The sequence below is a fragment of the Streptomyces sp. NBC_00386 genome (genome assembly GCF_036063235.1).
In the GTDB taxonomy this organism is placed as follows: domain Bacteria; phylum Actinomycetota; class Actinomycetes; order Streptomycetales; family Streptomycetaceae; genus Streptomyces.
Genome location: NZ_CP107950.1, coordinates 1,293,343 through 1,312,924, shown reverse-complemented (window position 1 = coordinate 1,312,924; position 19,582 = coordinate 1,293,343). Strand labels below are relative to the sequence as shown.

The 19,582-nt window shown below is 70.7% G+C and carries 18 protein-coding genes and 3 pseudogenes; 15 read left to right on the top strand and 6 right to left on the bottom strand.

Features of this window, described 5'->3' with window-relative positions:
* Window position 1: 1 nt before the first annotated feature.
* The 4 genes from pflA (at window position 2) to OG780_RS05640 (ending at window position 3,383) form a co-directional block, all read left to right on the top strand.
* On the top strand, window positions 2–730 hold the full coding sequence (pflA, locus tag OG780_RS05655; protein ID WP_328445301.1) for a pyruvate formate-lyase-activating protein: 729 nt from the start codon (window positions 2–4) through the stop codon (window positions 728–730).
* 103 nt (window positions 731–833) lie between these two features.
* Complete coding sequence (locus OG780_RS05650) at window positions 834–1,739, top strand: universal stress protein (RefSeq protein ID WP_328445299.1); 906 nt, start codon at window positions 834–836, stop codon at window positions 1,737–1,739.
* A 227-nt stretch (window positions 1,740–1,966) separates the two neighbouring features.
* Complete coding sequence (locus OG780_RS05645) at window positions 1,967–2,641, top strand: pyridoxamine 5'-phosphate oxidase family protein (protein WP_328445297.1); 675 nt, start codon at window positions 1,967–1,969, stop codon at window positions 2,639–2,641.
* A gap of 169 nt (window positions 2,642–2,810) precedes the next feature.
* Complete coding sequence (locus OG780_RS05640; RefSeq protein ID WP_328445295.1) at window positions 2,811–3,383, top strand: dihydrofolate reductase family protein; 573 nt, start codon at window positions 2,811–2,813, stop codon at window positions 3,381–3,383.
* Window positions 3,384–3,531: 148 nt separating this feature from the next.
* On the opposite strand, the gene OG780_RS05635 is transcribed toward OG780_RS05640, so the two are convergent.
* Together OG780_RS05635 and OG780_RS05630 are read right to left on the bottom strand one after the other, a co-directional pair.
* Window positions 3,532–3,870 (bottom strand): nuclear transport factor 2 family protein, encoded by a 339-nt coding sequence (locus OG780_RS05635; RefSeq protein ID WP_328445293.1) that lies wholly within the window; start codon window positions 3,868–3,870, stop codon window positions 3,532–3,534.
* Window positions 3,871–4,118: 248 nt separating this feature from the next.
* Window positions 4,119–5,168, bottom strand: coding sequence for an Acg family FMN-binding oxidoreductase (locus OG780_RS05630; protein ID WP_443062112.1), 1,050 nt, complete (start codon window positions 5,166–5,168; stop codon window positions 4,119–4,121).
* A gap of 82 nt (window positions 5,169–5,250) precedes the next feature.
* On the opposite strand from OG780_RS05630, the gene OG780_RS05625 reads away from it, so the two are divergent.
* From OG780_RS05625 to OG780_RS05610, 4 genes and pseudogenes are all read left to right on the top strand, one after another.
* The gene (locus tag OG780_RS05625) at window positions 5,251–7,938 is read left to right on the top strand and encodes a bifunctional acetate--CoA ligase family protein/GNAT family N-acetyltransferase (RefSeq protein ID WP_328445289.1); all 2,688 of its coding nucleotides are present in this window, start codon (window positions 5,251–5,253) and stop codon (window positions 7,936–7,938) included.
* 12 nt (window positions 7,939–7,950) lie between these two features.
* Window positions 7,951–8,682 carry a CBS domain-containing protein gene (locus OG780_RS05620; protein WP_328445287.1) on the top strand — a complete coding sequence of 244 codons (732 nt, stop codon included), beginning with the start codon at window positions 7,951–7,953 and terminating at the stop codon, window positions 8,680–8,682.
* A 16-nt stretch (window positions 8,683–8,698) separates the two neighbouring features.
* Window positions 8,699–9,208, top strand: coding sequence for a flavodoxin domain-containing protein (locus OG780_RS05615; RefSeq protein WP_328445285.1), 510 nt, complete (start codon window positions 8,699–8,701; stop codon window positions 9,206–9,208).
* A 203-nt stretch (window positions 9,209–9,411) separates the two neighbouring features.
* Window positions 9,412–9,776: pseudogene (locus OG780_RS05610) on the top strand (histidine kinase); the annotation flags it as partial.
* Between the two features lie 172 nt (window positions 9,777–9,948).
* Here the strand turns inward: OG780_RS05610 and OG780_RS05605 are convergent.
* On the bottom strand, window positions 9,949–10,611 hold the full coding sequence (locus tag OG780_RS05605) for a CBS domain-containing protein (RefSeq protein WP_328445283.1): 663 nt from the start codon (window positions 10,609–10,611) through the stop codon (window positions 9,949–9,951).
* A 32-nt stretch (window positions 10,612–10,643) separates the two neighbouring features.
* A complete protein-coding gene (locus OG780_RS05600) occupies window positions 10,644–11,111 on the bottom strand; it encodes a Crp/Fnr family transcriptional regulator (RefSeq protein ID WP_328445281.1) in 468 nt (155 codons plus the stop codon).
* Between the two features lie 263 nt (window positions 11,112–11,374).
* On the opposite strand from OG780_RS05600, the gene OG780_RS05595 reads away from it, so the two are divergent.
* From OG780_RS05595 to OG780_RS05565, 7 genes and pseudogenes are all read left to right on the top strand, one after another.
* Complete coding sequence (locus tag OG780_RS05595; RefSeq protein ID WP_328445279.1) at window positions 11,375–12,280, top strand: universal stress protein; 906 nt, start codon at window positions 11,375–11,377, stop codon at window positions 12,278–12,280.
* Between the two features lie 88 nt (window positions 12,281–12,368).
* Window positions 12,369–12,807, top strand: a pseudogene (locus OG780_RS05590) (putative PEP-binding protein); the annotation flags it as partial.
* Between the two features lie 108 nt (window positions 12,808–12,915).
* A complete protein-coding gene (locus OG780_RS05585) occupies window positions 12,916–13,800 on the top strand; it encodes a universal stress protein (RefSeq protein ID WP_328445277.1) in 885 nt (294 codons plus the stop codon).
* 318 nt (window positions 13,801–14,118) lie between these two features.
* Window positions 14,119–15,189, top strand: coding sequence for a zinc-dependent alcohol dehydrogenase family protein (locus tag OG780_RS05580; RefSeq protein WP_328445275.1), 1,071 nt, complete (start codon window positions 14,119–14,121; stop codon window positions 15,187–15,189).
* Between the two features lie 18 nt (window positions 15,190–15,207).
* Window positions 15,208–15,990, top strand: coding sequence for a helix-turn-helix domain-containing protein (locus OG780_RS05575; protein ID WP_328445273.1), 783 nt, complete (start codon window positions 15,208–15,210; stop codon window positions 15,988–15,990).
* A gap of 156 nt (window positions 15,991–16,146) precedes the next feature.
* The gene (locus OG780_RS05570; RefSeq protein ID WP_328445271.1) at window positions 16,147–16,587 is read left to right on the top strand and encodes a pyridoxamine 5'-phosphate oxidase family protein; all 441 of its coding nucleotides are present in this window, start codon (window positions 16,147–16,149) and stop codon (window positions 16,585–16,587) included.
* Window positions 16,588–16,656: 69 nt separating this feature from the next.
* A pseudogene (locus OG780_RS05565) lies at window positions 16,657–16,858 on the top strand (hypothetical protein); the annotation flags it as partial.
* 177 nt (window positions 16,859–17,035) lie between these two features.
* On the opposite strand, the gene OG780_RS05560 reads toward OG780_RS05565, so the two are convergent.
* Both OG780_RS05560 and OG780_RS05555 read right to left on the bottom strand, forming a co-directional pair.
* A complete protein-coding gene (locus OG780_RS05560; RefSeq protein ID WP_328445269.1) occupies window positions 17,036–18,511 on the bottom strand; it encodes an extracellular catalytic domain type 1 short-chain-length polyhydroxyalkanoate depolymerase in 1,476 nt (491 codons plus the stop codon).
* A gap of 285 nt (window positions 18,512–18,796) precedes the next feature.
* A complete protein-coding gene (locus tag OG780_RS05555) occupies window positions 18,797–19,378 on the bottom strand; it encodes an Rv1733c family protein (RefSeq protein ID WP_328445267.1) in 582 nt (193 codons plus the stop codon).
* Window positions 19,379–19,582 lie beyond the last annotated feature (204 nt).

Sequence of the window (19,582 nt, the reverse complement as noted above, 5' to 3'; positions counted from 1 at the left end):
GATGACGACGGGCCGGATCCACTCCTGGGACCTGTCCACCGGCGTGGACGGTCCCGGGACCCGGTTCGTCCTCTTCGTCAACGGCTGCCCGCTGCGCTGCCTCTACTGTGCCAACCCCGACACCTGGCACATGCGGGACGGGCGGGAGGTCACCGTCGACGAGGTGATGGCGGAGATCGAGAAGTACCGGCCGTTCGTCACCACCGCCGGGGGAGGCGTGACCGTCACGGGTGGCGAGCCGCTCCTCCAGTCCGCCTTCACCGCAGCCCTGCTGCACCGCTGCAAGGAAGCCGGGCTGCACACCGCCCTGGACACCTCCGGCTTCCTCGGCGCCCGCGCCACCGACCAACTCCTCGCCGACACCGACCTGGTGCTGCTCGACATCAAGTCCTTCGACGTCACCGCCTACCGCCGGCTCACCGGTGGCGAACTCGCCCCCACGCTCAACTTCGCCACCCGGCTGGACCGTCTCGGCGTCCCGGTATGGATCCGCTACGTCCTCGTCCCCGGCCGGACCGACGATCCCGAGACCGTCGACGGACTCGCCCGCTTCCTCTCCGGCCTCGGGAACGTCGACCGCGTGGACGTCCTGCCCTTCCACAAACTGGGCGCCCCCAAGTACGAAGCGCTGGGCATCCCCTTCCCCTTGCGGGACAACCCCGTTCCCGACCCCGCCCTGACCGAACGCGTCCGGGGTCAGTTCAGGGCCCGCGGTCTGTCCGCCCACTGACAGCCGAGTGCCAGGTGCGGCCCCTGGCCGCACGAGGAACCGTTCGAAGACGACTCCGGAATCCGAACCCTCACCCGAACTCTCACCCCAGGAGGTGGAGATCATGCTCCGCACCATCACCGTAGGTCTCGACGGCTCGCAGGAGAGCCGTGCCGCCGCAGAATGGGCTGCTCGCGAGGCGGAGTTGCGCGGCCTGCCGCTGAAGATCGTGCACGTCTGGGAGCCGGTGCCGGAGCCCATGGCCCAGGCCCCGCTCCTGGGCGCCGAGACCCAGCAGCACTGGACCGAGCGGATTCCCCGGGAAGCGGCCGAGGGGGTCCGGCTGCGCCACCCCGGCGTCGAGGTGTGCACGGAGCAGCTCGCCGGTCACCCGGGTGACGCACTGGCCGGGGCTGCGAAGAGTGCCGAACTGCTGGTGCTGGGCTCGCGCGGCCTCGGCGGGATCGGCGGCTTCATGGTCGGCTCGGTCGGCCTGTCCGCCGTCGGGCACACGGACACCCCTGTCGTACTGGTCCGCGCGCTGGAGACGGCCGCCGACGAGCACGAGCTGGACCCGGCGGGTGTTCCGTCCGCCGCGACGCCGTTCCGGCCCGTGGTCCTCGGACTCGACGTCGAGCACCCGGACGAGACGCTGATCGCGTTCGCCTTCGCCGCCGCCGAGCTCCGTGCGACGTCCCTGCGGGTCGTCCACGGCTGGACCCCGCCGCCCTACTACGCGTACGGCACGCCCGCCAACCCGGCGCTGCACGAGGCACTCGCCCTGAGCGCGTCCCAGGCCGTGACCGAGGTGCTGCTCCCCTGGCGGAAGAAGTTCCCGGACGTGGAGGTCGTCGAGGTGTCGCGCTACGGCAGCGCGGCCGTCCACGTCGTGGGCGCTTCGCGCGAGGCCTCGCTCGTCGTCGTGGGCCGGCGCATCCGGCGCAGCCCCCTCGGCGCCCACATCGGACACGTCACCCACTCCGTCCTGCACCACTCCACGGCTCCCGTCGCCGTCGTCCCCCACGGCTGACCCACCCGAGGAGGAGAGACCCGTGAAGCTTCCGGTCGTCGTCGGTCGGCAAGGGTCGTTCGCCGAGCGAAAGGGTCGGATGGCCCAAGCGGGCCGGGCGATTATTAGGGCAAGATAGTCATATCGGGCGATTTCGGTACTCGAAACGGGACAGGCACACCTGCTCGGCGAGCCGTCGCACGAGGAGGTTGCCGTTCCGGCGGCCTGACGAGAGGACGTGACGAGTCGTGACCGAACAGACGCAGGTGAACGGGACGAAGGGCCTGCCCTCGGGTGACCTGGGCCGCCGACTCGCCGCACGCCGCTCCCGACTCGGACTGACGACGGAGGAGACGGCCGCCCGAGCGGGCATGGCCCCCAGCTATGTGACGCACCTGGAACGGCACCCTGACGCCGCGCCCGGCCGAGGCGCACTGCTCACGCTGGCGGCGGCACTGCAGACCACGGTCTCGGAGCTCACCGGCGGCGACACCGATGTGCCACCCGGTCGTGAACAGGCCGGGCGTGCTCCCGAATTCACCGAGCTGAGCAGGGCCGAGTGCAGGGAGCTGCTCTCGACGCATGGTGTAGGAAGGGTCGCGGTTTCCACAGAGCTCGGGCCGGCGATCGTGCCGGTCAACTACAGCGTCGTCGATGACACCATCGTCTTCAGAACCGCCCGCGGCGCCACACCGGCGCTGGCCTGCGGCTCCCTGGTCGCGTTCGAGATCGACCGTGTCGACGACGTCTTCAGTCAGGGCTGGAGCGTGCTGGCGCGCGGTTATGCGCGCGAGGTGACGGACAGCGATGAAGAGCGTCGGCTCGCGGAGCGGGCATACAGCGCGCCGTGGGCCGGTGGCAGGCGCGACATGTGGGTGCGCGTCGAACCGTATGCCCTCACAGGACGCCGTATCGTGACCTGATCCGGGCCTCTCTCGGGAAGCCGGGGTCCCATGGTCCCTGACGGCCGATGAGTTTTTCCGTGATCCGCAGTCAGACATCATGGTTGGTGCGCCTCAGCCGCGAGTGCGGCCGAAGCGTGCACCGACTGAATCTGCCGAGAACCGGACACGAGACACCGAGGAACCGTAGATGCGTACCCTGATCAGCACCGCTTTCATCTCGCTCGACGGCGTCGTGGAGGCCCCGGGCGGCGAGCCCGGCTACCGGAACTCCGGGTGGACCTTCAAGGACATCGAGTTCCTCCCCGAGGCATTCGAGATCAAGGGCCGGGAACAGCAGGAAGCCACCGCCATGCTGATGGGCCGGACCAGCTACGAGGCGTTCAGCCCGGTGTGGCCCGACATGGAGGACTTCGCCGGCTACAAGGTGATGCCGAAGTACGTCGTCTCCACCACCCTCACTGAGGACAACCTGGTGTCGAACTGGGGCGAGACGACGATCCTGCGCTCGCTCGACGACGTCGCCGCGCTGAAGGAGACCGACGGCGGCCCGATCATCGTCCACGGCAGCGCCTCCCTGAACCAGGCCCTCTCGGACGCCGGCCTGATCGACCGTTACCACCTGCTCGTCTTTCCGCTCCTGCTCGGAGCGGGCAAGCGGCTCTTCAGCGCCACGGACAAGGACACCCAGAAGCTGAAGCTCGTCGAGCACGAGGTCTACGCCAACGGTCTGCAGAAGAACGTCTTCGACGTCGTCCGCTGACAGGGCTCCCGCACGTGCATGGTCTCCAGAGTCGCCGCCAGCACGTGGGGGTCGTGGTGGACCTTGTTAGACCTGCGGCGGATGCTTGTCCAGCTCGCGTGTGCCGGTCCTGGGCCGCCACCGACGCCTCCTTCGGGCCCGGGCCTGCTCATGCCTTGCCTCCGAAGAAGACCTCCACCTCCTGGATGAGTCCGTCCCGAACGGTGATCGCCTCGACGTTTCGGTGCCTGTCGCCCGTACCGAGCTCGTACTCGTAGTACGCGAAGACGAGCTCCTCGTTCGCGGGGGTGACGTGAAGCAACCGCTGCTCCTTGAACCGGCCGGCAGTCGGGAAGCACCTCTCGAAGAAGGTCGCCTTGTCGATGTGGTCGTCCTGCGGACTGGTGAACGAGAAACCATCGGCGTAGAGAGGGAGGGCCGCGTCGCGGTCCTGCGACCTGTAGTACCGAAACGCCGCCTCGACGATGTGTGCCGGACTGTCGATCATTCGGTCTCCTCGGCCGGACGGTTGGACCTGTTCCGCCACGGTATAACCGCACACCGGCCCTGACGCGCGGGAGCGGCGGCGCCGGTCGACGCTCCCGCCCCCTTCCCGCCGCTCCTGGTAACCCTGTCGGCGTGCTGCTCAACGCGCCTGCGAGCGGTGGCTTCGGCCGGCCCTGCCGCAGGGCCGGCCGTCGCGGGCCCCGCCACCGGACTGCCGGTGGGGTCTCACGGGAACGGTGGGTGGGTGACTTACGAGTCCTGTCCCGATGCCGAGTTCGGTCGTCGACCACCCGCAAGCCCCTTTGGGCAGACGCCGGTCGGTTCGGTCGTCGGCGGAGCGCTGAGAGAATCCGCACGGGTCGACGAGCTTCGGGGAAGCGAATCGCCGTGACATGTTGCGCCGTCGAGGTCCAGGAACATCGGCGGCGAGCGGCGAGGAGCAGCAGGGACCTCCGGGCCGTAGCCGAGCCGAATGAGCATCTGGACGTGGTCGAACGGCGCTGTCGGGCTGCGCAGTTCGTCGCGCAGGTCCGGCCACTCCAGAGCCTGGTGGAGCAGCGAGGCCCGCACACCGTGCGCGGTCGCGACCAGCAGCACATGCTGGAGCGACTGCCCGGCGCGCAGCCAGTCGGAGCGCCGGTCGTGCCCCGTGGCCAACGCGACCAAGGCAGGAGTGCGCTCGAACGGTCGGGAGGGCAAACGCTCCATCGACCGCTGCGCGGAGAAGTCGCGCATGGGCAGTTGTCCGAAGGCGTCCTGCGGTCCGAGGGCGGCGGTCGGAATGCCGGTGTCAGCGGCTTCGTCCCGGGCTGTCCAGCGGCGGCTTTCGGCGCTGCGGTACGGGTCGGAGTGGTTGCGGTGCTCCGCCTCGGCGGTGATCCGCAGCAGTCGCTCCGCCTCGCGTGGTGCGGTCACGGTCATCGTGGAGCCCTCGAGTCGAGCGGCTTCCATCAGGTCGTTCATGACGCTGCCGGGCACTGCCTCGTCGCTGAAGGGGAACCGACTGCTGTGCCGGCGCCAGATCGCCTCGTACAGCTCAGCGGCGTGCAGCGCACGAGAGCCGGCCTGCTGCGTTATCCGGACGGAGGCGAGCAGCCCGGGGTCATGGGGGTCCGGGAGCAGTCGCGTGACCGGTTTCCAGCCGAGGTGCGTCACCGCCACCCGCAGATTGAACAGGGTGGCGCCCGGCGGCCAGGGCGGCCGTCCCCGATCGAGCGGCTGCCGTCCGGGGTGGACGTCACCACCCTCAGGGAATCGGAGGGAGCCGGGGGAGGCCGGGACCGGGGCCGACCGGCCCATGCGGTGCACCCGGTCAGCCCCTGGGACGCGACCCCGGATCGCTGGATGCTCGAAGTGCCGACAGGTTTCGAGGAGGCCCGTGATGACGGACGACGACCGCCCCCCGGTGCACGCGCTGCTTCAGGACGGCACCACGGTGTGCATACGCTCCGTGCTGCCGGGTGACCACGAGCAACTGCACGGTCTGTACGAGGAGATGTCCCCGGACAACCTCCGCCTCCGGTTCTTCTCCGCGAGCCATCGCTCCGCCGAGATGGCCGCCGACAGGGCCTGCGCCCCGCCGCGGCCCGGCTACCGGGCGCTGCTCGCCGAGACACTGGGTCAGGTCATCGGTCTCGCCGAGTACGAGACCGGTGACGGAGCGGGCACGGCCGAGATCTCCATCGCGGTCGCCGACGGGCTGCACCACCGGGGCGTCGGCACCCTGCTCGTCGAGCACCTGGTCTCCGCCGCCCGCGCGGAGGGCATCCGCGCCTTCACCGCCGACGCGCTGTCCGAGAACCACGAGGTGCTGCGGCTCTTCGCCGACCTCGGTCTGCGCACGTCCCGGCACTTCGAGGGCCCCGAAGTGCGCTGCACGATCGAGCTGGCCGAGGACGGCGCCTACCTCGGGGCCGTCGAGACACGCGGCCGGGGTGCCGACGTGGCGAGCCTGGAGCCGCTGCTGCGTCCCGACGTCGTGGCGGTGATCGGCGCGGGACGCCGGTCCGGATCGGTGGGCCGGGCCCTCCTGCACCACCTGCACGCGGGCGGCTTCAAACGTCGGCTGTTCGCCGTGAACCCCGGCGTGAACTCGATCCTCGGTGTGCCGTCCTACCCCTCGGTCAGCGCCCTGCCCCGCGTCCCCGACCTCGCGGTGCTCGCGATCCCGGCCTCCGCCGTGCCCGCCACCGCCGAGGAATGCGGCAAGGCCGGAGTACGGGCACTGCTGGTGGTGACGGCCGGGCTGGACGCGGACCAGGGCAAGGCACTGCTGGACGCGTGCCGCACGTACGGCATGCGGCTCGTCGGGCCGAACTGCCTCGGTGTCTCCAACACCGACCCGGAACTCGTCCTCGACGCCACCTTCGCCGCCGGCCACCCGCGCCCCGGGACGGCGGGGATCGCCGTGCAGTCGGGCGGTGTCGGCATCGCCCTGCTCGACGGACTGTCCCGGCTCGGCATCGGCGTCTCCTCCTTCGCCTCGCTGGGCGACAAGTACGACGTCAGCGGCAACGACATGCTCCAGTGGTGGGAGAGCGACGGGCGCACCGACCTCGCCCTGCTGCACCTGGAGTCGTTCGGCAACCCCCGCGCCTTCTCCCGCACCGCCCGCCGCGTGACCCGCCGTATGCCCGTCCTCACCGTCGACGCGGGCCGCACCGACGCGGGCCGCCGCGCCGCCGCCTCGCACACCGCGGCCGCCGCCACCCGCACCATGACCAGGCAGGCCCTGTTCACCCAGGCCGGCATCACCGCCACCCGTTCGGTAGGCGAACTCCTGGAAACCGCGGCCCTGTTGCACGCTCAGCCGTTGCCCTCCGGCAGCCGCGTCGCGATCGTCACCAACGCGGGCGGCGCGGGCGTCCTCGCCGCCGACGCCTGCGCGGAGGCCGGACTCTCCCTTCCGGTCCTGACACCCGAGCTGAGGGACGACCTGCTCGGTGTGCTTCCGGACGGCGCTGCCGTGGGCAACCCCGTCGATGCCACCGCCGCCGTCAGCGAGGAGCAGCTCAGGGAATGCGTGGAGCGGGTCGCCCGGCACGCCGGGATCGACGCGGTCCTGGTGGCCCTTGTCCCCACCGCCGTCGCCGCGGCGACCGGCGACGACCTGGTCCGGGCGCTCACCGCCGGGCCCGCACGACGGGAACGTCCTGTCGCCGTCGTACGACTGGAGCAGGCCCTGCCGGTCGAACTGCTGCCCACCGCGGACGGCGGCACCGTCCCGTCGTACTCCGAACCCGGCGCGGTGGCAAGGGCGTTGGCGCACGCCGCCCACCGTGCGGCCTGGCTGAGCCGGCCCGCCGGAACCGTCCCCGACCTCGCGGACATCGACACCGGACGCGCCCGGACGGTCGTCGCGGACTTCCTCGCGGAGCACCCGGACGGCGGCTGGCTCGACCCCCGTACCTGCGCCGAACTGCTCGCCTGCTACGGGGTTCCGCAACTGGACTGGGCCTGGGCCGAGACCGAGGACGACGCCGTCATCGCCGCCGAACGGCTGCGCGGACCCGACGGCCGTGTCGTCATGAAGGCCCACTGGCCCGGTCTGCTCCACAAGAGCGAACAGCACGCCGTGCACCTCGACCTCCAGGGCGACGCCCAAGTACGTGCCGCCTTCCGGGACTTCGAGACCCGGTTCGCCGGACTCATGACCGGAGCGGTCGTCCAGCCGCTCGCCGCGCGCGGCACCGAACTGTTCGCCGGGGTCGTCCAGGACGAGGTCTTCGGACCCCTCGTGCTGTTCGGTCTCGGCGGTACGGCGACGGAGGTGCTGGCCGACCACGCGGCCCGTCTCGCTCCTCTGACCGACCACGACGTCCACGACCTGATCACCTCGCCACGCTGCGCACCGCTGCTCTTCGGCACGCACGGCGGCGGACCGGTGGACCTCGAAGGTCTGGAACAGGTGCTCCTGCGCCTGTCCCGCATGGCGAGCGATCTCCCGCAGCTCGCGGAGGCCGACTTCAACCCCGTCCTCGCGACCCCCGGCGCGGTCAGTGTGCTCGACGCACGCGTCCGCCTGCTGCCGCGCCGCGCACAGGACCCCTACCTGCGCCGACTGCGCTGAGGAGGAACAACCATGAAGAACAACAAGGTCGGATCCGTAATGACGACGGACGTCGTCCGGGCACCGTACGGAGCCCCGTTCAAGGAGGTGGCACGGCTGCTCGCGGGCCACCGCATCAGCGGCCTGCCGGTCGTCGACGACGACGAGAAGGTCATCGGGGTGATCTCCGAGTCCGACCTCCTCGCGCGGCAGGCACAGACCCCCGACCCGTACGAGCCGAAGCCCCGCTTCCGGCTCGTCATGCGGACCCGCGCCGCCCGGCGACAGGCGGCCAAGGCGCGGGCCCGTACGGCCGGACAGCTGATGTCCGTACCGCCCGTGACCGTGTACGCGGAGAACACCATCGCCGAGGCCGCCCGGACCATGGCGCGGAACCGGGTGGAGCGGCTGCCGGTGGTGGACGAGGAGGACCGGCTCGTCGGCATCGTGACCCGCCGCGACCTGCTTCAGGTCTTCCTGCGTCCGGACCGGGAGATCCGCTCCGAGGTGATCGACGAGGTTCTGGTGCGGTCGCTGTGGCTGGCACCGCAGACCGTGGCGGTCACCGTCCACGAGGGGGTGATCACGCTCGACGGTCACGTGGAACGCCGGAGCGAGGCGGAGATCGCGGTCGCCATGAGCCGTCGCGTCGACGGGGCCGTCGGCGTCGTCGACCAACTCGCCTATCGCTTCGACGACGCACACCTGCGCCCCGGCGAGCCGGCCGTGCACGGAGTCGCCGATGACTGGCTGCGCAAACTGTGAGAGGAGGCGTACCACCATGCCGAGCAACGTTCTGGTCGCCTATGGGACGACCAACGGATCCACGGCGCGAATCGCGGAGAGAGTGGCCGAGATCCTGCGCAAGGAGGGGATGTCCGCCGAGGCTCTGCCCGCCGGCTCCGTGACGAGCCTCGAGCCGTACGACGCCGTTGTGGTCGGCGGCGGCCTGTACGCGGGGCGCTGGCACAAGGACGCCCGTCGCTTCGTGCGGCGGCACCGCCGCGCGCTGGTCGGGCTGCCGTTGTGGTTCTTCAGCAGCGGCCCGCTCGACGCGTCGGCCTCGGAACGGGACATCCCGCCCGTGCCCGCCGTGAAACGAGCGATGGACCGGCTCGACGTGACGGAACACGTCACGTTCGGAGGATGCCTCCAAGAGGGGGCGAGGGGATTCATCGCCCGGAAGATCGTCTCCTCCGGCAAGGGCGGCGACTTCCGTGACTTCGAGCGGATCGAGGCATGGGCGGCCGGCATCCGCGCTGTGCTGGCGACAAGCGTCCCGAAAAGCTGACTCCCAACCCGCGAACAACCCGCGAACAACCCGTGAATCGTCGTGGCCGGGCGAACTTCGACCGGTCACGACGTGGTTCTGCCCAACTCGTGGGTGGGGGACGTCCGGTGAGGGCCGTCGCCAGGCGGGGTGATGCGATGTGTTGATCGGACGGTTCGGGCGGCGGCGGGAGCCCCTGTCTCCTGTGCCGGCCGGAGGATCTGATGAGCAGGGATACGCGCGAACGCTCGGAGCAGCACCTTCCGAAGCTGCGACTCGATGAGCTGCTGGGCGAGCTGCAGGTGCGCATCGACGCGGTCAGGGGCACCAGAGACCGGCTGCACAGCTTGCTGGAGGCGGTACTGTCGGTCGGCCGGGAGCTGGATCTGCCCAGGTCCTGCGCAGCATCGTCGAGGCCGCCGGCGTGCTGGTGGACGCCGAGTACGGGGCGCTGGGAGTGATCGGTGCCGATCGGAAGCTCTCCGAATTCCTGACCGTGGGCATCGACGACGTACAGCGGGCACGGATCGGAGCGTTGCCCAGTGGTCACGGCCTGCTCGGCGAACTGATCAGGCACCCGGAGCCGCTGACGCCGATCATCACCTTTCGGCCCGGATGCACCAGGGCCGACCGGCCCCGTCCGAGCCTGGCCCGGACCGCGTCGATCCTTCGGGGGCTCAGCCGGCCCTGAGCGGGGTGCCGTCGCACGATGGCTGAGCGGGCCCCGGAAGGATCTACTCGGCACTGCACTCGTGGCCGTTTCACCGCTCCCGGCTGTGCTCCGGGCCTGTGAGGTCGAAGCCGACGTCCACCACTCCTTCGACGGCCCGCACCAGACGGGCGGCCACCGGCACCAGCGCAGTGTCGCGGACACGCCCGGTGAGGGTGACGACACCGCCGCGCACCTGGACGCGGACCGGGGAGGGTGACCCGTGGAAGAGGTAGGACACGATCTCCCGGCGCACCTCCTCGGCGATGTCCTCGTCACCGCGCAGGAACACCTTGAGGAGGTCGCCGCGGCTGACGACGCCCTCGAGGCCGCCGGTCTCGTCGACGACGGGCAGCCGCTTGACCTTCGCGTGCGCCATGATGCGGGCCGCCTGCGCCAGGGGCGCGTTCGCGCGCACGGTGATCGCCGGAGACGTCATCAGCTCCTCCGCGGTCAGTCCGCCGGCCTTGGCGAGATCCTTCAGCCGCCGCAGTTGCGTCTCGCGGTCGGGGTCGCCGTCGCGGAACTCCTCCTTGGGCAGCAGATCGGCCTCGGAGACGACTCCGATCACCCGGCTCTCGCCCTCGACGACGGGCAGGGCACTGACCTGCCACTGCTCCATCAGCTGCACGATCTCCTTGAAACCGGCCCCGCGGCCGATGGCGGCGACGGTGTGGGTCATCACGTCGCTCACGATGTGCGGACTGCCGTGCACGGTGACTCCTCGATCGGTTCCGGAAACGTCGGTCAGCGGGGGTCGCCGCTGCCGTAGGGGGCGTACAGGTCCAGCAGCCGCGTCCGGGTCGACTGGAGCCGGTGGGCGACGATCTCGCCGGTCCACCGGGTCACGGCGCTGCCGAACCCTGGATCGGCCCGGCACATCGCCCTGACGGCCTCCGCGTCGAACTCGTAGGCCCGCACCGGGCTGGCCGCCTTGGCGCCCAGATGCCAGGTGTGCGGGTGGAACAGCCAGGACCAGCCGACGAGTTCGTTGTGCCCGAGCATTTCGATGACGGCCGCCCGGCGGCCCGGCACTCGTAGGTCGAGGGCCACCGTGCCGGTCCGGATGATCCAGAACCGGTCCGCGAGCCGGCCTTCCTCGAACAGGCAGGCGCCTGCGGGGAACGACACCTCGCGGGCCACCTGCATCAGCCGTTCCCGGTGCTCGGTGGGCAGCGCCCGCAGCGTGGTGGATGTGGTGGTGGAAGTGTTCATGATCCTGCCTCTTCCTGGCACGGGACTCTTCCACCCCCAATCTCTGCCCGTGTCCCGCCCGCCGCCATGGGCCACCCGGCCCCCGCGGCGGGCCGCATGGCATCGGCCAGGGCCGATCGACCCAGAGGGAGGTACTGCCCGGCCCCTGCGCGCGGGTCCCGACCCGTACCAGGCTCGACGGCAGAAGGGATTCCGCAGGCGACGGCGACCACCGCGAGGCCTGTGGGCTCTCCGCCGAGCGCACGACGCCGGAGGTGCGGATCATGCTTCGACCGGTCGCAGCGGGGATCGACGGGTCCCCGGAGAGTCTGGCCGCCGCGCACTGGGCAGCCCGCGAAGCCCTGCGCCGGGGCACGGCACTCTGCCTGGTGCACGCGTGGCAGTGGCAACCGCGGCCGGCCCCGTCCGTGCCGGACGACGTGTCCCGGCGGTCCTGGGCCGAGAACCTGCTGACAGGGGTCTCGGACGGACTGCGTGCGGCGCACCCGGGTCTGCGGGTCCTCGGCCGGTCCGTCGCGGAGGCGCCGGTGACCGCTCTGCTCGCCGCGGCCGATGAGGCCGCGTTGTTGGTTCTCGGGTCCCGCGGGCTCAGTGGAGTGACTGGATACCTGCTGGGTTCGATCTCTCAGCGGGTCGTCTCCAGGTCACCGGTCCCTGTGGTCCTGGTGCGGGCCGGCGTCGGCACCTGTGACGAGCACTTCGCGGCACCCGACGGGATCTCCCCGGACGAGATACCGCAGGTCCCGTACCGTGACGTGCTGCTCGGCCTCGACACCGACCGGCCGTGCGAGGAGCTGATCGCGTTCGCCTTCGCCGCCGCCCGGCTCCGTGGTGCCGCGCTGCACGTCCTCCACGCCTTCAGCGCCCCGCATTCCTCTGCCACGGACCCGCTTGTACGAGTGAGCGGCCCGGAGCTGCTGGCCGAGCACGAGAACGCCGTCGTCGCCACCCTGCGCCCCTGGTGCGAGAAGTTCCCCGAGGTTCCCGTCGCCGAGACCGTGGTGGACGGCCGCGCGGCCGGTGAGCTCGTCCGAGCCTCCGTGGGCGCCGCCCTGATCGTGGTGGGACGCAGGGAGCGGGAGACCCGCTTCGGCACCTACCTCGGTCCGGTCGCCCACGCGGTGCTGCATCACGCCGACTGTTCCGTCGCCGTCGTCCCGCACGCTTGAACGCCCCGCACGTCTGAACACCCCGGACGGTGAAGGACCTGACGCGGTACCACTACGTGTGCGAACTCGTCTGTCGTGCCGTCGTTCGGTCGAGATGCCGGTACGGGCGATCGCCGAGGCCGCCGGCTTCTTCTCCTTCGGCACCGACGACCTGACCAGGACGGCCTGGACCCGTTCCGCGACGAGCCGACACATTCTTCTTCCCGTCCTGTCCGGCCCAGGGCGTCTTCGCCGCCTCGCCGTTCGAGACCCTCGACCGGGACGGCGTCGGACGTCTGGTGCGCATCGCCGTCGAGGAGGGCCGCGCCGCCCGTCCCGGCCTGAAGATCGGCGTCTGCGGCGAACACGGCGGCGACCCCGACTCCATCCACTTCTTCCACGACATCGGCCTCGACTACGTCTCCTGTTCGCCGTTCCGCGTCCCGGCCGCCCGTCTCGAAGCCGGCCGATCCGCCAACTGCCGATCGGCGGACACCGGCCGGTCCACCCACTGCCGGTCGGCGTACACCGCCCGACCGGGGCCGTGAAGTCCCTCTCCATGTAGGCCAGTTGGTCCCGTTCCGGGACCAGCGGCCCCTCCTCCCACAGCCGGGCGAACACAAAACTGATCACGTATCCATCAAGGAGGCCATCCCATGTCGCACAGCATCGTCGTCGGTCTGGACGGTTCGCCCGAGAGTCTCGCAGCGGCCGACTGGGCGGCTCGTGAAGCCCTGCGCACGGACGCGCACCTGCGTGTCGTGCACGCCTGGCAGTGGCACCCCTACATCTACGCCCCGCTGGCCGGCGTCGCCGTTCCGGCGCCGCAGGACGATCCGCAGCGCGAGTGGGCCGAACGTCTGCCGCACGAGACCGCGGACCGGCTGGCCGCGATTCATCCGGGCCTGTCGGTCAGCGCCGAGCGCGTCGCGGAGCAGCCTGTCCCCGTGCTGCTGGCCATGGCCGAGGAGGCCGAACTGCTGGTCCTCGGGTCCAGGGGGCTGAGCGGAGTCGCCGGTTTCCTGACGGGTTCCGTCGGGCAGGCCGTGGTGGCGAGGACCCGCACGCCGATCGTCTTCGTACGCGCGGCAGAAGGTTCCGGGGACGTGCCCGAAAGCCGGCACGTGGTCCTTGGCCTCGACCTGGAGCACGCGGACGCCTCCGTGATCGAATTCGCCTTCCAGGCGGCGGCTCGCAGGACGGCGGACCTGCGCGTCGTCCATGGCTGGAGTCTGCCGGCCTACTACGGCTACAGCGGAGCCACCGACGCGGTGGCCGAAGGGGAACTGCTCGCCGAGGCACAGCGGCGCCTGACCGACGTACTGCATCCCTGGCGTGAGAAGTTCCCCTGCGTTCAGGTCCACGAGCAGGCCGTGGTGGGCGGTGCGGGTCCCCACCTCGTGGACGCTTCACGGGACGCGGAACTGGTCGTGGTCGGTCGCCGTCACCGGCAGACTCCGGTCGGCACTCACATCGGACCGGTGACCCAGGCGGTGCTGCACCACTCCACCGCCCCGGTCGCGGTCGTCCCGCACGAATGAGTGCCCGGGCCGGGGAGGCCCATGAGGGCCCCGGGGGTCAGGTACCCCGGGCCCCTCATGGCAGGACGCGGTCCGTTTCCAAGAGCGCGGGTGGAGTGCGCCGGTCCTGGCGCAGTCGGCACACTCCCTCGCACCCTGTGCTCGGTGCATGGCACCGCACCTCCTCGATACGCCCCGACAGGGCAAGGGGGTCGCAGCGCGTGCGAGCCGGCAGGGGCCGCCCGGTCCCGCGGTGGGGACCGACCGGCCCATGCGCGCAGCATCCGCCCCGGTCAGGCTGGAGTTACCACGTCAAGTCTCGACTTGAAGGGGACTGTCATGAAGGCACTCGTGTTCCACGGCCCGGGAAAGTCCGCGTGGGAGAGCGTGGCGGATCCCGGTATCCAGGAAGCCACCGACGCCGTCGTCCGGGTCGACACCGTCACCATCTGCGGCACCGACCTGCACATCCTCAAGGGAGACGTGCCGGAAGTGACACCTGGCACGGTGCTCGGCCACGAGGCCGTCGGTGAGATCGTCGAGGTCGGCAGCGACGTGCGTACGGTCCGGCCGGGCGATCGGGTCCTGGTCTCCTGCATCACGGCGTGCGGCCGTTGCCGCTTCTGCCGGGAAGGCGCGTACGGTCAGTGCCGCGCCGACGGTGGCTGGATCCTCGGCCACCTGATCAACGGTACACAGGCCGAGTACGTCCGCGTCCCGCACGCCGACCTGTCCACACATCTCCTGCCAGGAACCGTGGACAGCAAGGACGCGGTCCTGCTGGCCGACATCTTCCCCACCGCCTACGAGGTCGGCGTGCTCAACGGGCGGGTACGACCCGGAGACACCGTCGTCGTCGTGGGAACGGGGCCCATCGGGCTCGCCGCGATCGCGACGGCGCGCCTCTTCTCGCCCGAGAAGATCATTGCCGTGGACCTCGCTCAGGCCCGTCTCGACGCCGCCAAGCGTCTCGGTGCCGACGCTGTCGCCACAGCGGGCGAGGAGGCCGAGCAGCTCGTCTCCGATCTCACCGACAGGCTCGGAGCCGACGCCGTCGTCGAGGCGGTCGGTGTCCCGGAGAGCTTCGAGATGTGCACGCGCATGGTGCGGCCCGGCGGGCACGTCGCCAACGTCGGCGTGCACGGCAAGCCCGCGACCCTGCACCTCGAAAGCCTGTGGATCAAGAACGTGACGATCACCACCGGCCTGGTCGACACCCGTTCCACCCCCATGCTGCTGCGCATGATGGCCGCGGGCCGGCTCCCTGCCGCCTCCCTCGTCACCCACACCTTCCCGCTCGACGACATGGAGGAGGCGTACGACGTCTTCGCACGGGCCGCCGACACGGGCGCCCTCAAGGTGGTCCTCGGCGAGCCGCAGCACGACGCACTGACGGTCAGGACGCCCTGACGGAAGGAAGCGAAGGCCATGTCCGAACAGACACGAAGGGGCACGCCAGGCGCGACGTCGCAGGACGAGGGCACGCCCTGGGCAACGCGGTACGCGACAGCGGACGCCAGCGAGACACGCCGGTGGACGGTCCGCACGGCGGCTTCGGCCGCGGCTGCACCGGGCGACATCGGACGGCGTATCGTCGCGCGACGCGAGGAACTCGGCCTGACCCGGGAAGACACGGCCGCCCTCGTGGGCACGGCCGCCGGCTACCTCCAGTACCTGGAGGAACAGTCCACGGCGAGACCCGGAACCAGCGTCCTGATCCGGCTCGCGGACGCCCTCGACACCAGCGTCGCCGCCCTGTACGGCGGCGAATCGGACCTGCCGCCCGGCCTCGGCCAGGCCGCCGGCCACTCCGAACTGATCGAACTCGGCCCGGAGGACTGCCTTGCGCGACTGTCGACGCACGGCGTCGGAAGGCTCGCCCTCGCTGCTGAGGGCGGCGGCCTTGTCATCCTTCCCGTCAACTACAGCGTCATCGATGGCGCGATCGCCTTCAGGACCGCACCGGGTTCGACGATCGCGGCAGCGATCGGATCGAACGTCGCTTTCCAGGTCGATCACGTCGACGAGGCCCTCAGCCAGGGCTGGAGCGTACTCGTCCAGGGCAGCGCCCGGGCCGTGACCGACCCGGACGTCAGGCGCCGGTTCGACGCCCTCGCCTACAGCCGTCCCTGGGCCGGCGGCGAAGCGCGCGACCTGTGGGTACGCGTCGAACAGGACCGGATCCACGGGCGCCGGATCGCGGTGCGGTGATCCAGGCACGCGCGCAGACCGCAGGAAGGAACGACCTTCTTCGTTCTCCGGAGACCGGCAAGGCCGATCAGCCTTGGCCTCGATTGTCCGTCCCGCCACAGGTGGAAGCGTTGCTTGTGGCCGAAGCGCTGTACCGCGTGAGAGTTGAGTCCGCTGATGAATCCCAACGACGGATTTCGTGAACTCGGCCGGCAGGAATGCCTGGCCCGGCTCGGTGACGCGCCCATCGGCAGGGTCGTCCACACCCGAGACGCCCTGCCCGCGGTCCTGCCGGTCAATTTCTGTCTCGACGCGGACTCCGCCGTCGTCCTGCGGACGTCGGCGGACTCGGAACTGGCCCTCACCATCGACGGCGTCGTGGTGGCGTTCGAAGCCGACGCGGTGGACGCGACCGCGCACTCGGGCTGGAGCGTCGTCGTGACGGGCCACGCCCTGGTGGTGAGCGATCCCGCCGAGCATGATCGCCTGACCCGGACAGGACCCCGTTCCTGGGTGCCCTCTCCCCGCGAGGTCTTCATCCGGATCGCGTCCGAACTGGTCACAGGCCGGGAGCTCGTCGGTGGCCGCACGCAGTACGGGGTGGAGCTGTCTTCCTGACCTCCGTCATCGCGGGGTGGGCCGAACGGCCCCTCGGACGAGGGTGTTCGGCGCCCCGGCCGGTGCTGTGACTTCATCCGGGCCGACTACACGCCCTACGAGGGAGACGCGTCCTTCCTGACCGGCCCGACGGAGCGCACCCGTGCCGTCTGGGGCACGGTCAGCGCGCTGTTCCCGGAGGAGCGGCGCAGGGGAATCCTCGACGTCGACACCGTGACCCCGTCGACGATCACCTCGCACGCGCCCGGATACATCGACCGCGAGCGTCACCCGGTCCGCCTCGGCCGGGCGCGGGACGGTCGCGTGGTGAGGGGTGGACGCACCGGAGGCCAGGGGCGTGATGGCTGCTCGGAACATGTGCTGGCCCACCATGGTGGCGGCCCCGACAGGGTCCTCGGCCACCATGGCGGGCCTGGTCACCTCGCCGAACCGGAGATGCGGGGCCCGGTCAGGGGCAGCCGCCGTCGGCGACGGTGTAGTAGCCGGTGGGTGATTCCTTCAGGGTGTGCGTGACGAAGGTGTTGTACAGACCCATGTTCTGGCCGGAGCCCTTGGCGTAGGTGTAGCCACCGCTCGTGGTGGCCCGTCCCGCCTGGACGTGGCTGTAGTTGCTGCCCGTCCAGCAGGCGGCGGTGCCGCCGGTGGTGTTCGCGGTGATCGTCCCCGACCCGGATCCCGCCGTGCCGCCGGAGTCCCGGGCGGCCACCGCGTACGTGTGCGAGGTGCCCGCCCGCAACCCGGTGTCCGTGTACGACGTGCCGCTCGGTGTTCCGACCGGGGTGCCGTCGCGATGGACGACGTAGTCCGTGGCGCCGCTGACGGCGTTCCAGCTCAGACTGATGCTCGTGTCGGTGGCTCCGGTCGCCGCCAGCCCGGTCGGCGCGGGCAGGGGACCCGTTCCCGTCCCGGAGCCGTCGAGGCCGAAGAACGCGGCGATCCAGTGGCTGGAGCAGATCGAACCCAGGAAGTACGGGGCGCCCGTGCTCCCGCACTGCTGGGCGCCGGTGCCCGGGTCGACCGGGGTACCGTGACCGACGCCGGGAACCCGGTCGACCTCGACGGCGACCGTGCCGTCCGCGGCCAGGTACTCGTCGTGCCGGGTGGAGTCGGGCCCGATGGTGGTGGTGCGGGTGGGGGTCTGGGACAGCCCGTGCAACGCCGTCCACTGGTCGCGCAGTTCACCGGCGTTGACCGGAGCGACGGTCGTGTCCTGGTCGCCGTACCAGATGGCCGTGCGAGGCCACGGGCCGGTGTACGACGGATGGGCGTCGCGCACCCGCTGGGCCCAGTCGCCCGGGCTGAGGTCGACCCCGGGGTTCATGCACCCGTAGGGGCTGTTGTCCTTCGTGCAGTTGTAGGGCAGCCCCGCGACGACGGCGCCGGCCGAGAAGACGTCGGGGTAGGTGGCGAGCATGACCGCGGTCATGGCGCCGCCCGCGGACAGGCCGGTGACGTAGACACGCCGTGAGTCGACTCCGTACGTGGAGACGACGTTGCTCACCATCTGCCGGATGGAGAGGGCTTCCCCCTGATCGCGCCGGTTGTCGCCCGGCTGGAACCAGTTGAAGCATTTGTTGGGGTTGTTCGAGGAGGTCGTCTCCGCGAGCACGAGCAGGAACTTGTCCCGGTCCGCGAGTTGGGGCAGACCGGAGTTGTCCGCGTAGACCTGGGCGCTCTGGGTGCACCCGTGCAGCGCGACGACCACGGGCGGGTTCGCGGGCAGGGTGGCCGGCCGGTACACGTACATGTTCAACGCGCCGGGATTGGAGCCGAAATCGCCGACGCGGGTGAGTACGACGGCTGCGTGGGCGGGGGCGGGACCGGTCAGCGCGGCGCCCAGGACAAGGGCGACGACGGTGAGGAGACGGGGCAGGGCGCGGCCCCATCGGCTCCAGAGGCGAACTTGGGCTGAGGAACGTGGCATCGGCGGCTCCTTCATCGAGTGTCCGGCGTGCTGTCGACCGTCGCGCATCACCGGGCGCCGGGCGTGCTGAGGCGTTGCGGCACCTTAGGAGCGGGGATGCGGCGCCGACATGGCATCAGGCACCACAACTGGTCCCGAGTCAGACGACCGCACACGGATTGCTCGCGTGCCGATGGGTCTGATACGGGCGTTGTGATCGCCGAGGACGTCGGGGCGGTCGATCCTCTGAGCACGTGGAAAGCTCCAGGCCGCCATGTGACCTGGAGCTTCGAAAGCCTTGCGTGTTCAGCCTGTTCTGTGACTCCATCGTGGTCCCACAAGGTCCCATTCGTCGTCCCATCCGTCGATACGACGCCTGTCCAATCGGTGCCGCACCGCAGCGCCGGCGCCGAAGACGATGCCTGCGAGGGCGAGGGCCGCGGTGGCACCCAGGAAGCCGGACTCGACGGCTGCCGCCGAGGAACTGGGCGGAGCGAGGGCGAGCCGGCCTTGTCGATCCTGCCAGACGGTGATCTCGGCTCCGGCCTTGAGGCCGGTGCTCACCTGGGTCAGGCCGGTGCGGGCGGAACCGCTGGGTGTCGTCCAGCGTACCGAGGCAAGCCGGTGGTCGGTGGTCGTGCCCAACGCGGTGACGGTGCGTGGTACGTCGTTCAGGAGCACGGCTCCGACGGGCTGTCGCTCGGCTCGCTGCCGAGCGAACATCTCATCCCCGGCGAGGGCCGTCACCAGCCCGGCAGCCGCGCCGCCCACCGCGACGATCCCCCACACGGCCAGCACGATCCAGGCTTCCACGATGTCGTCGCGTCGCCGCAGTGGATTCTTCTTCCACCGCCAGAGCCATTTCCTCGTGTGCTCTCCCCGGGCCATCGGTCCGCACCTCCTCGTCGTTGTGGTTACACGTTCGACGGTGACAGCCAGGAGGGCGCCGGGACATGGGCCGGCCAGGTACCACCGTAGGGCCGCCCGGCCACAACTCGACGTCAGACCAAGGTGGTTGAGTCCTGTGTCTGCACCAGCGGCGCCATGGACGGCGCCTGGTGGGTCGCGCGGCGGGCGGGCTCCGTCAGGGCT

Excerpts from the sequence above, each read along its gene's own strand:
- pflA (WP_328445301.1), top strand. The coding sequence starts at position 2 with ATGACGACGGGCCGGATCCACTCCTGGGACCTGTCCACCGGCGTGGAC.
- OG780_RS05650 (WP_328445299.1), top strand. The coding sequence starts at position 834 with ATGCTCCGCACCATCACCGTAGGTCTCGACGGCTCGCAGGAGAGCCGT.
- OG780_RS05640 (WP_328445295.1), top strand. The coding sequence starts at position 2,811 with ATGCGTACCCTGATCAGCACCGCTTTCATCTCGCTCGACGGCGTCGTG.
- OG780_RS05635 (WP_328445293.1), bottom strand. The coding sequence starts at position 3,870 with ATGATCGACAGTCCGGCACACATCGTCGAGGCGGCGTTTCGGTACTAC.
- OG780_RS05630 (WP_443062112.1), bottom strand. The coding sequence starts at position 5,168 with ATGGGCCGGTCGGCCCCGGTCCCGGCCTCCCCCGGCTCCCTCCGATTC.
- OG780_RS05625 (WP_328445289.1), top strand. The coding sequence starts at position 5,251 with ATGACGGACGACGACCGCCCCCCGGTGCACGCGCTGCTTCAGGACGGC.
- OG780_RS05620 (WP_328445287.1), top strand. The coding sequence starts at position 7,951 with ATGAAGAACAACAAGGTCGGATCCGTAATGACGACGGACGTCGTCCGG.
- OG780_RS05615 (WP_328445285.1), top strand. The coding sequence starts at position 8,699 with ATGCCGAGCAACGTTCTGGTCGCCTATGGGACGACCAACGGATCCACG.
- OG780_RS05600 (WP_328445281.1), bottom strand. The coding sequence starts at position 11,111 with ATGAACACTTCCACCACCACATCCACCACGCTGCGGGCGCTGCCCACC.
- OG780_RS05595 (WP_328445279.1), top strand. The coding sequence starts at position 11,375 with ATGCTTCGACCGGTCGCAGCGGGGATCGACGGGTCCCCGGAGAGTCTG.
- OG780_RS05585 (WP_328445277.1), top strand. The coding sequence starts at position 12,916 with ATGTCGCACAGCATCGTCGTCGGTCTGGACGGTTCGCCCGAGAGTCTC.
- OG780_RS05580 (WP_328445275.1), top strand. The coding sequence starts at position 14,119 with ATGAAGGCACTCGTGTTCCACGGCCCGGGAAAGTCCGCGTGGGAGAGC.
- OG780_RS05575 (WP_328445273.1), top strand. The coding sequence starts at position 15,208 with ATGTCCGAACAGACACGAAGGGGCACGCCAGGCGCGACGTCGCAGGAC.
- OG780_RS05570 (WP_328445271.1), top strand. The coding sequence starts at position 16,147 with ATGAATCCCAACGACGGATTTCGTGAACTCGGCCGGCAGGAATGCCTG.
- OG780_RS05560 (WP_328445269.1), bottom strand. The coding sequence starts at position 18,511 with ATGCCACGTTCCTCAGCCCAAGTTCGCCTCTGGAGCCGATGGGGCCGC.
- OG780_RS05555 (WP_328445267.1), bottom strand. The coding sequence starts at position 19,378 with ATGGCCCGGGGAGAGCACACGAGGAAATGGCTCTGGCGGTGGAAGAAG.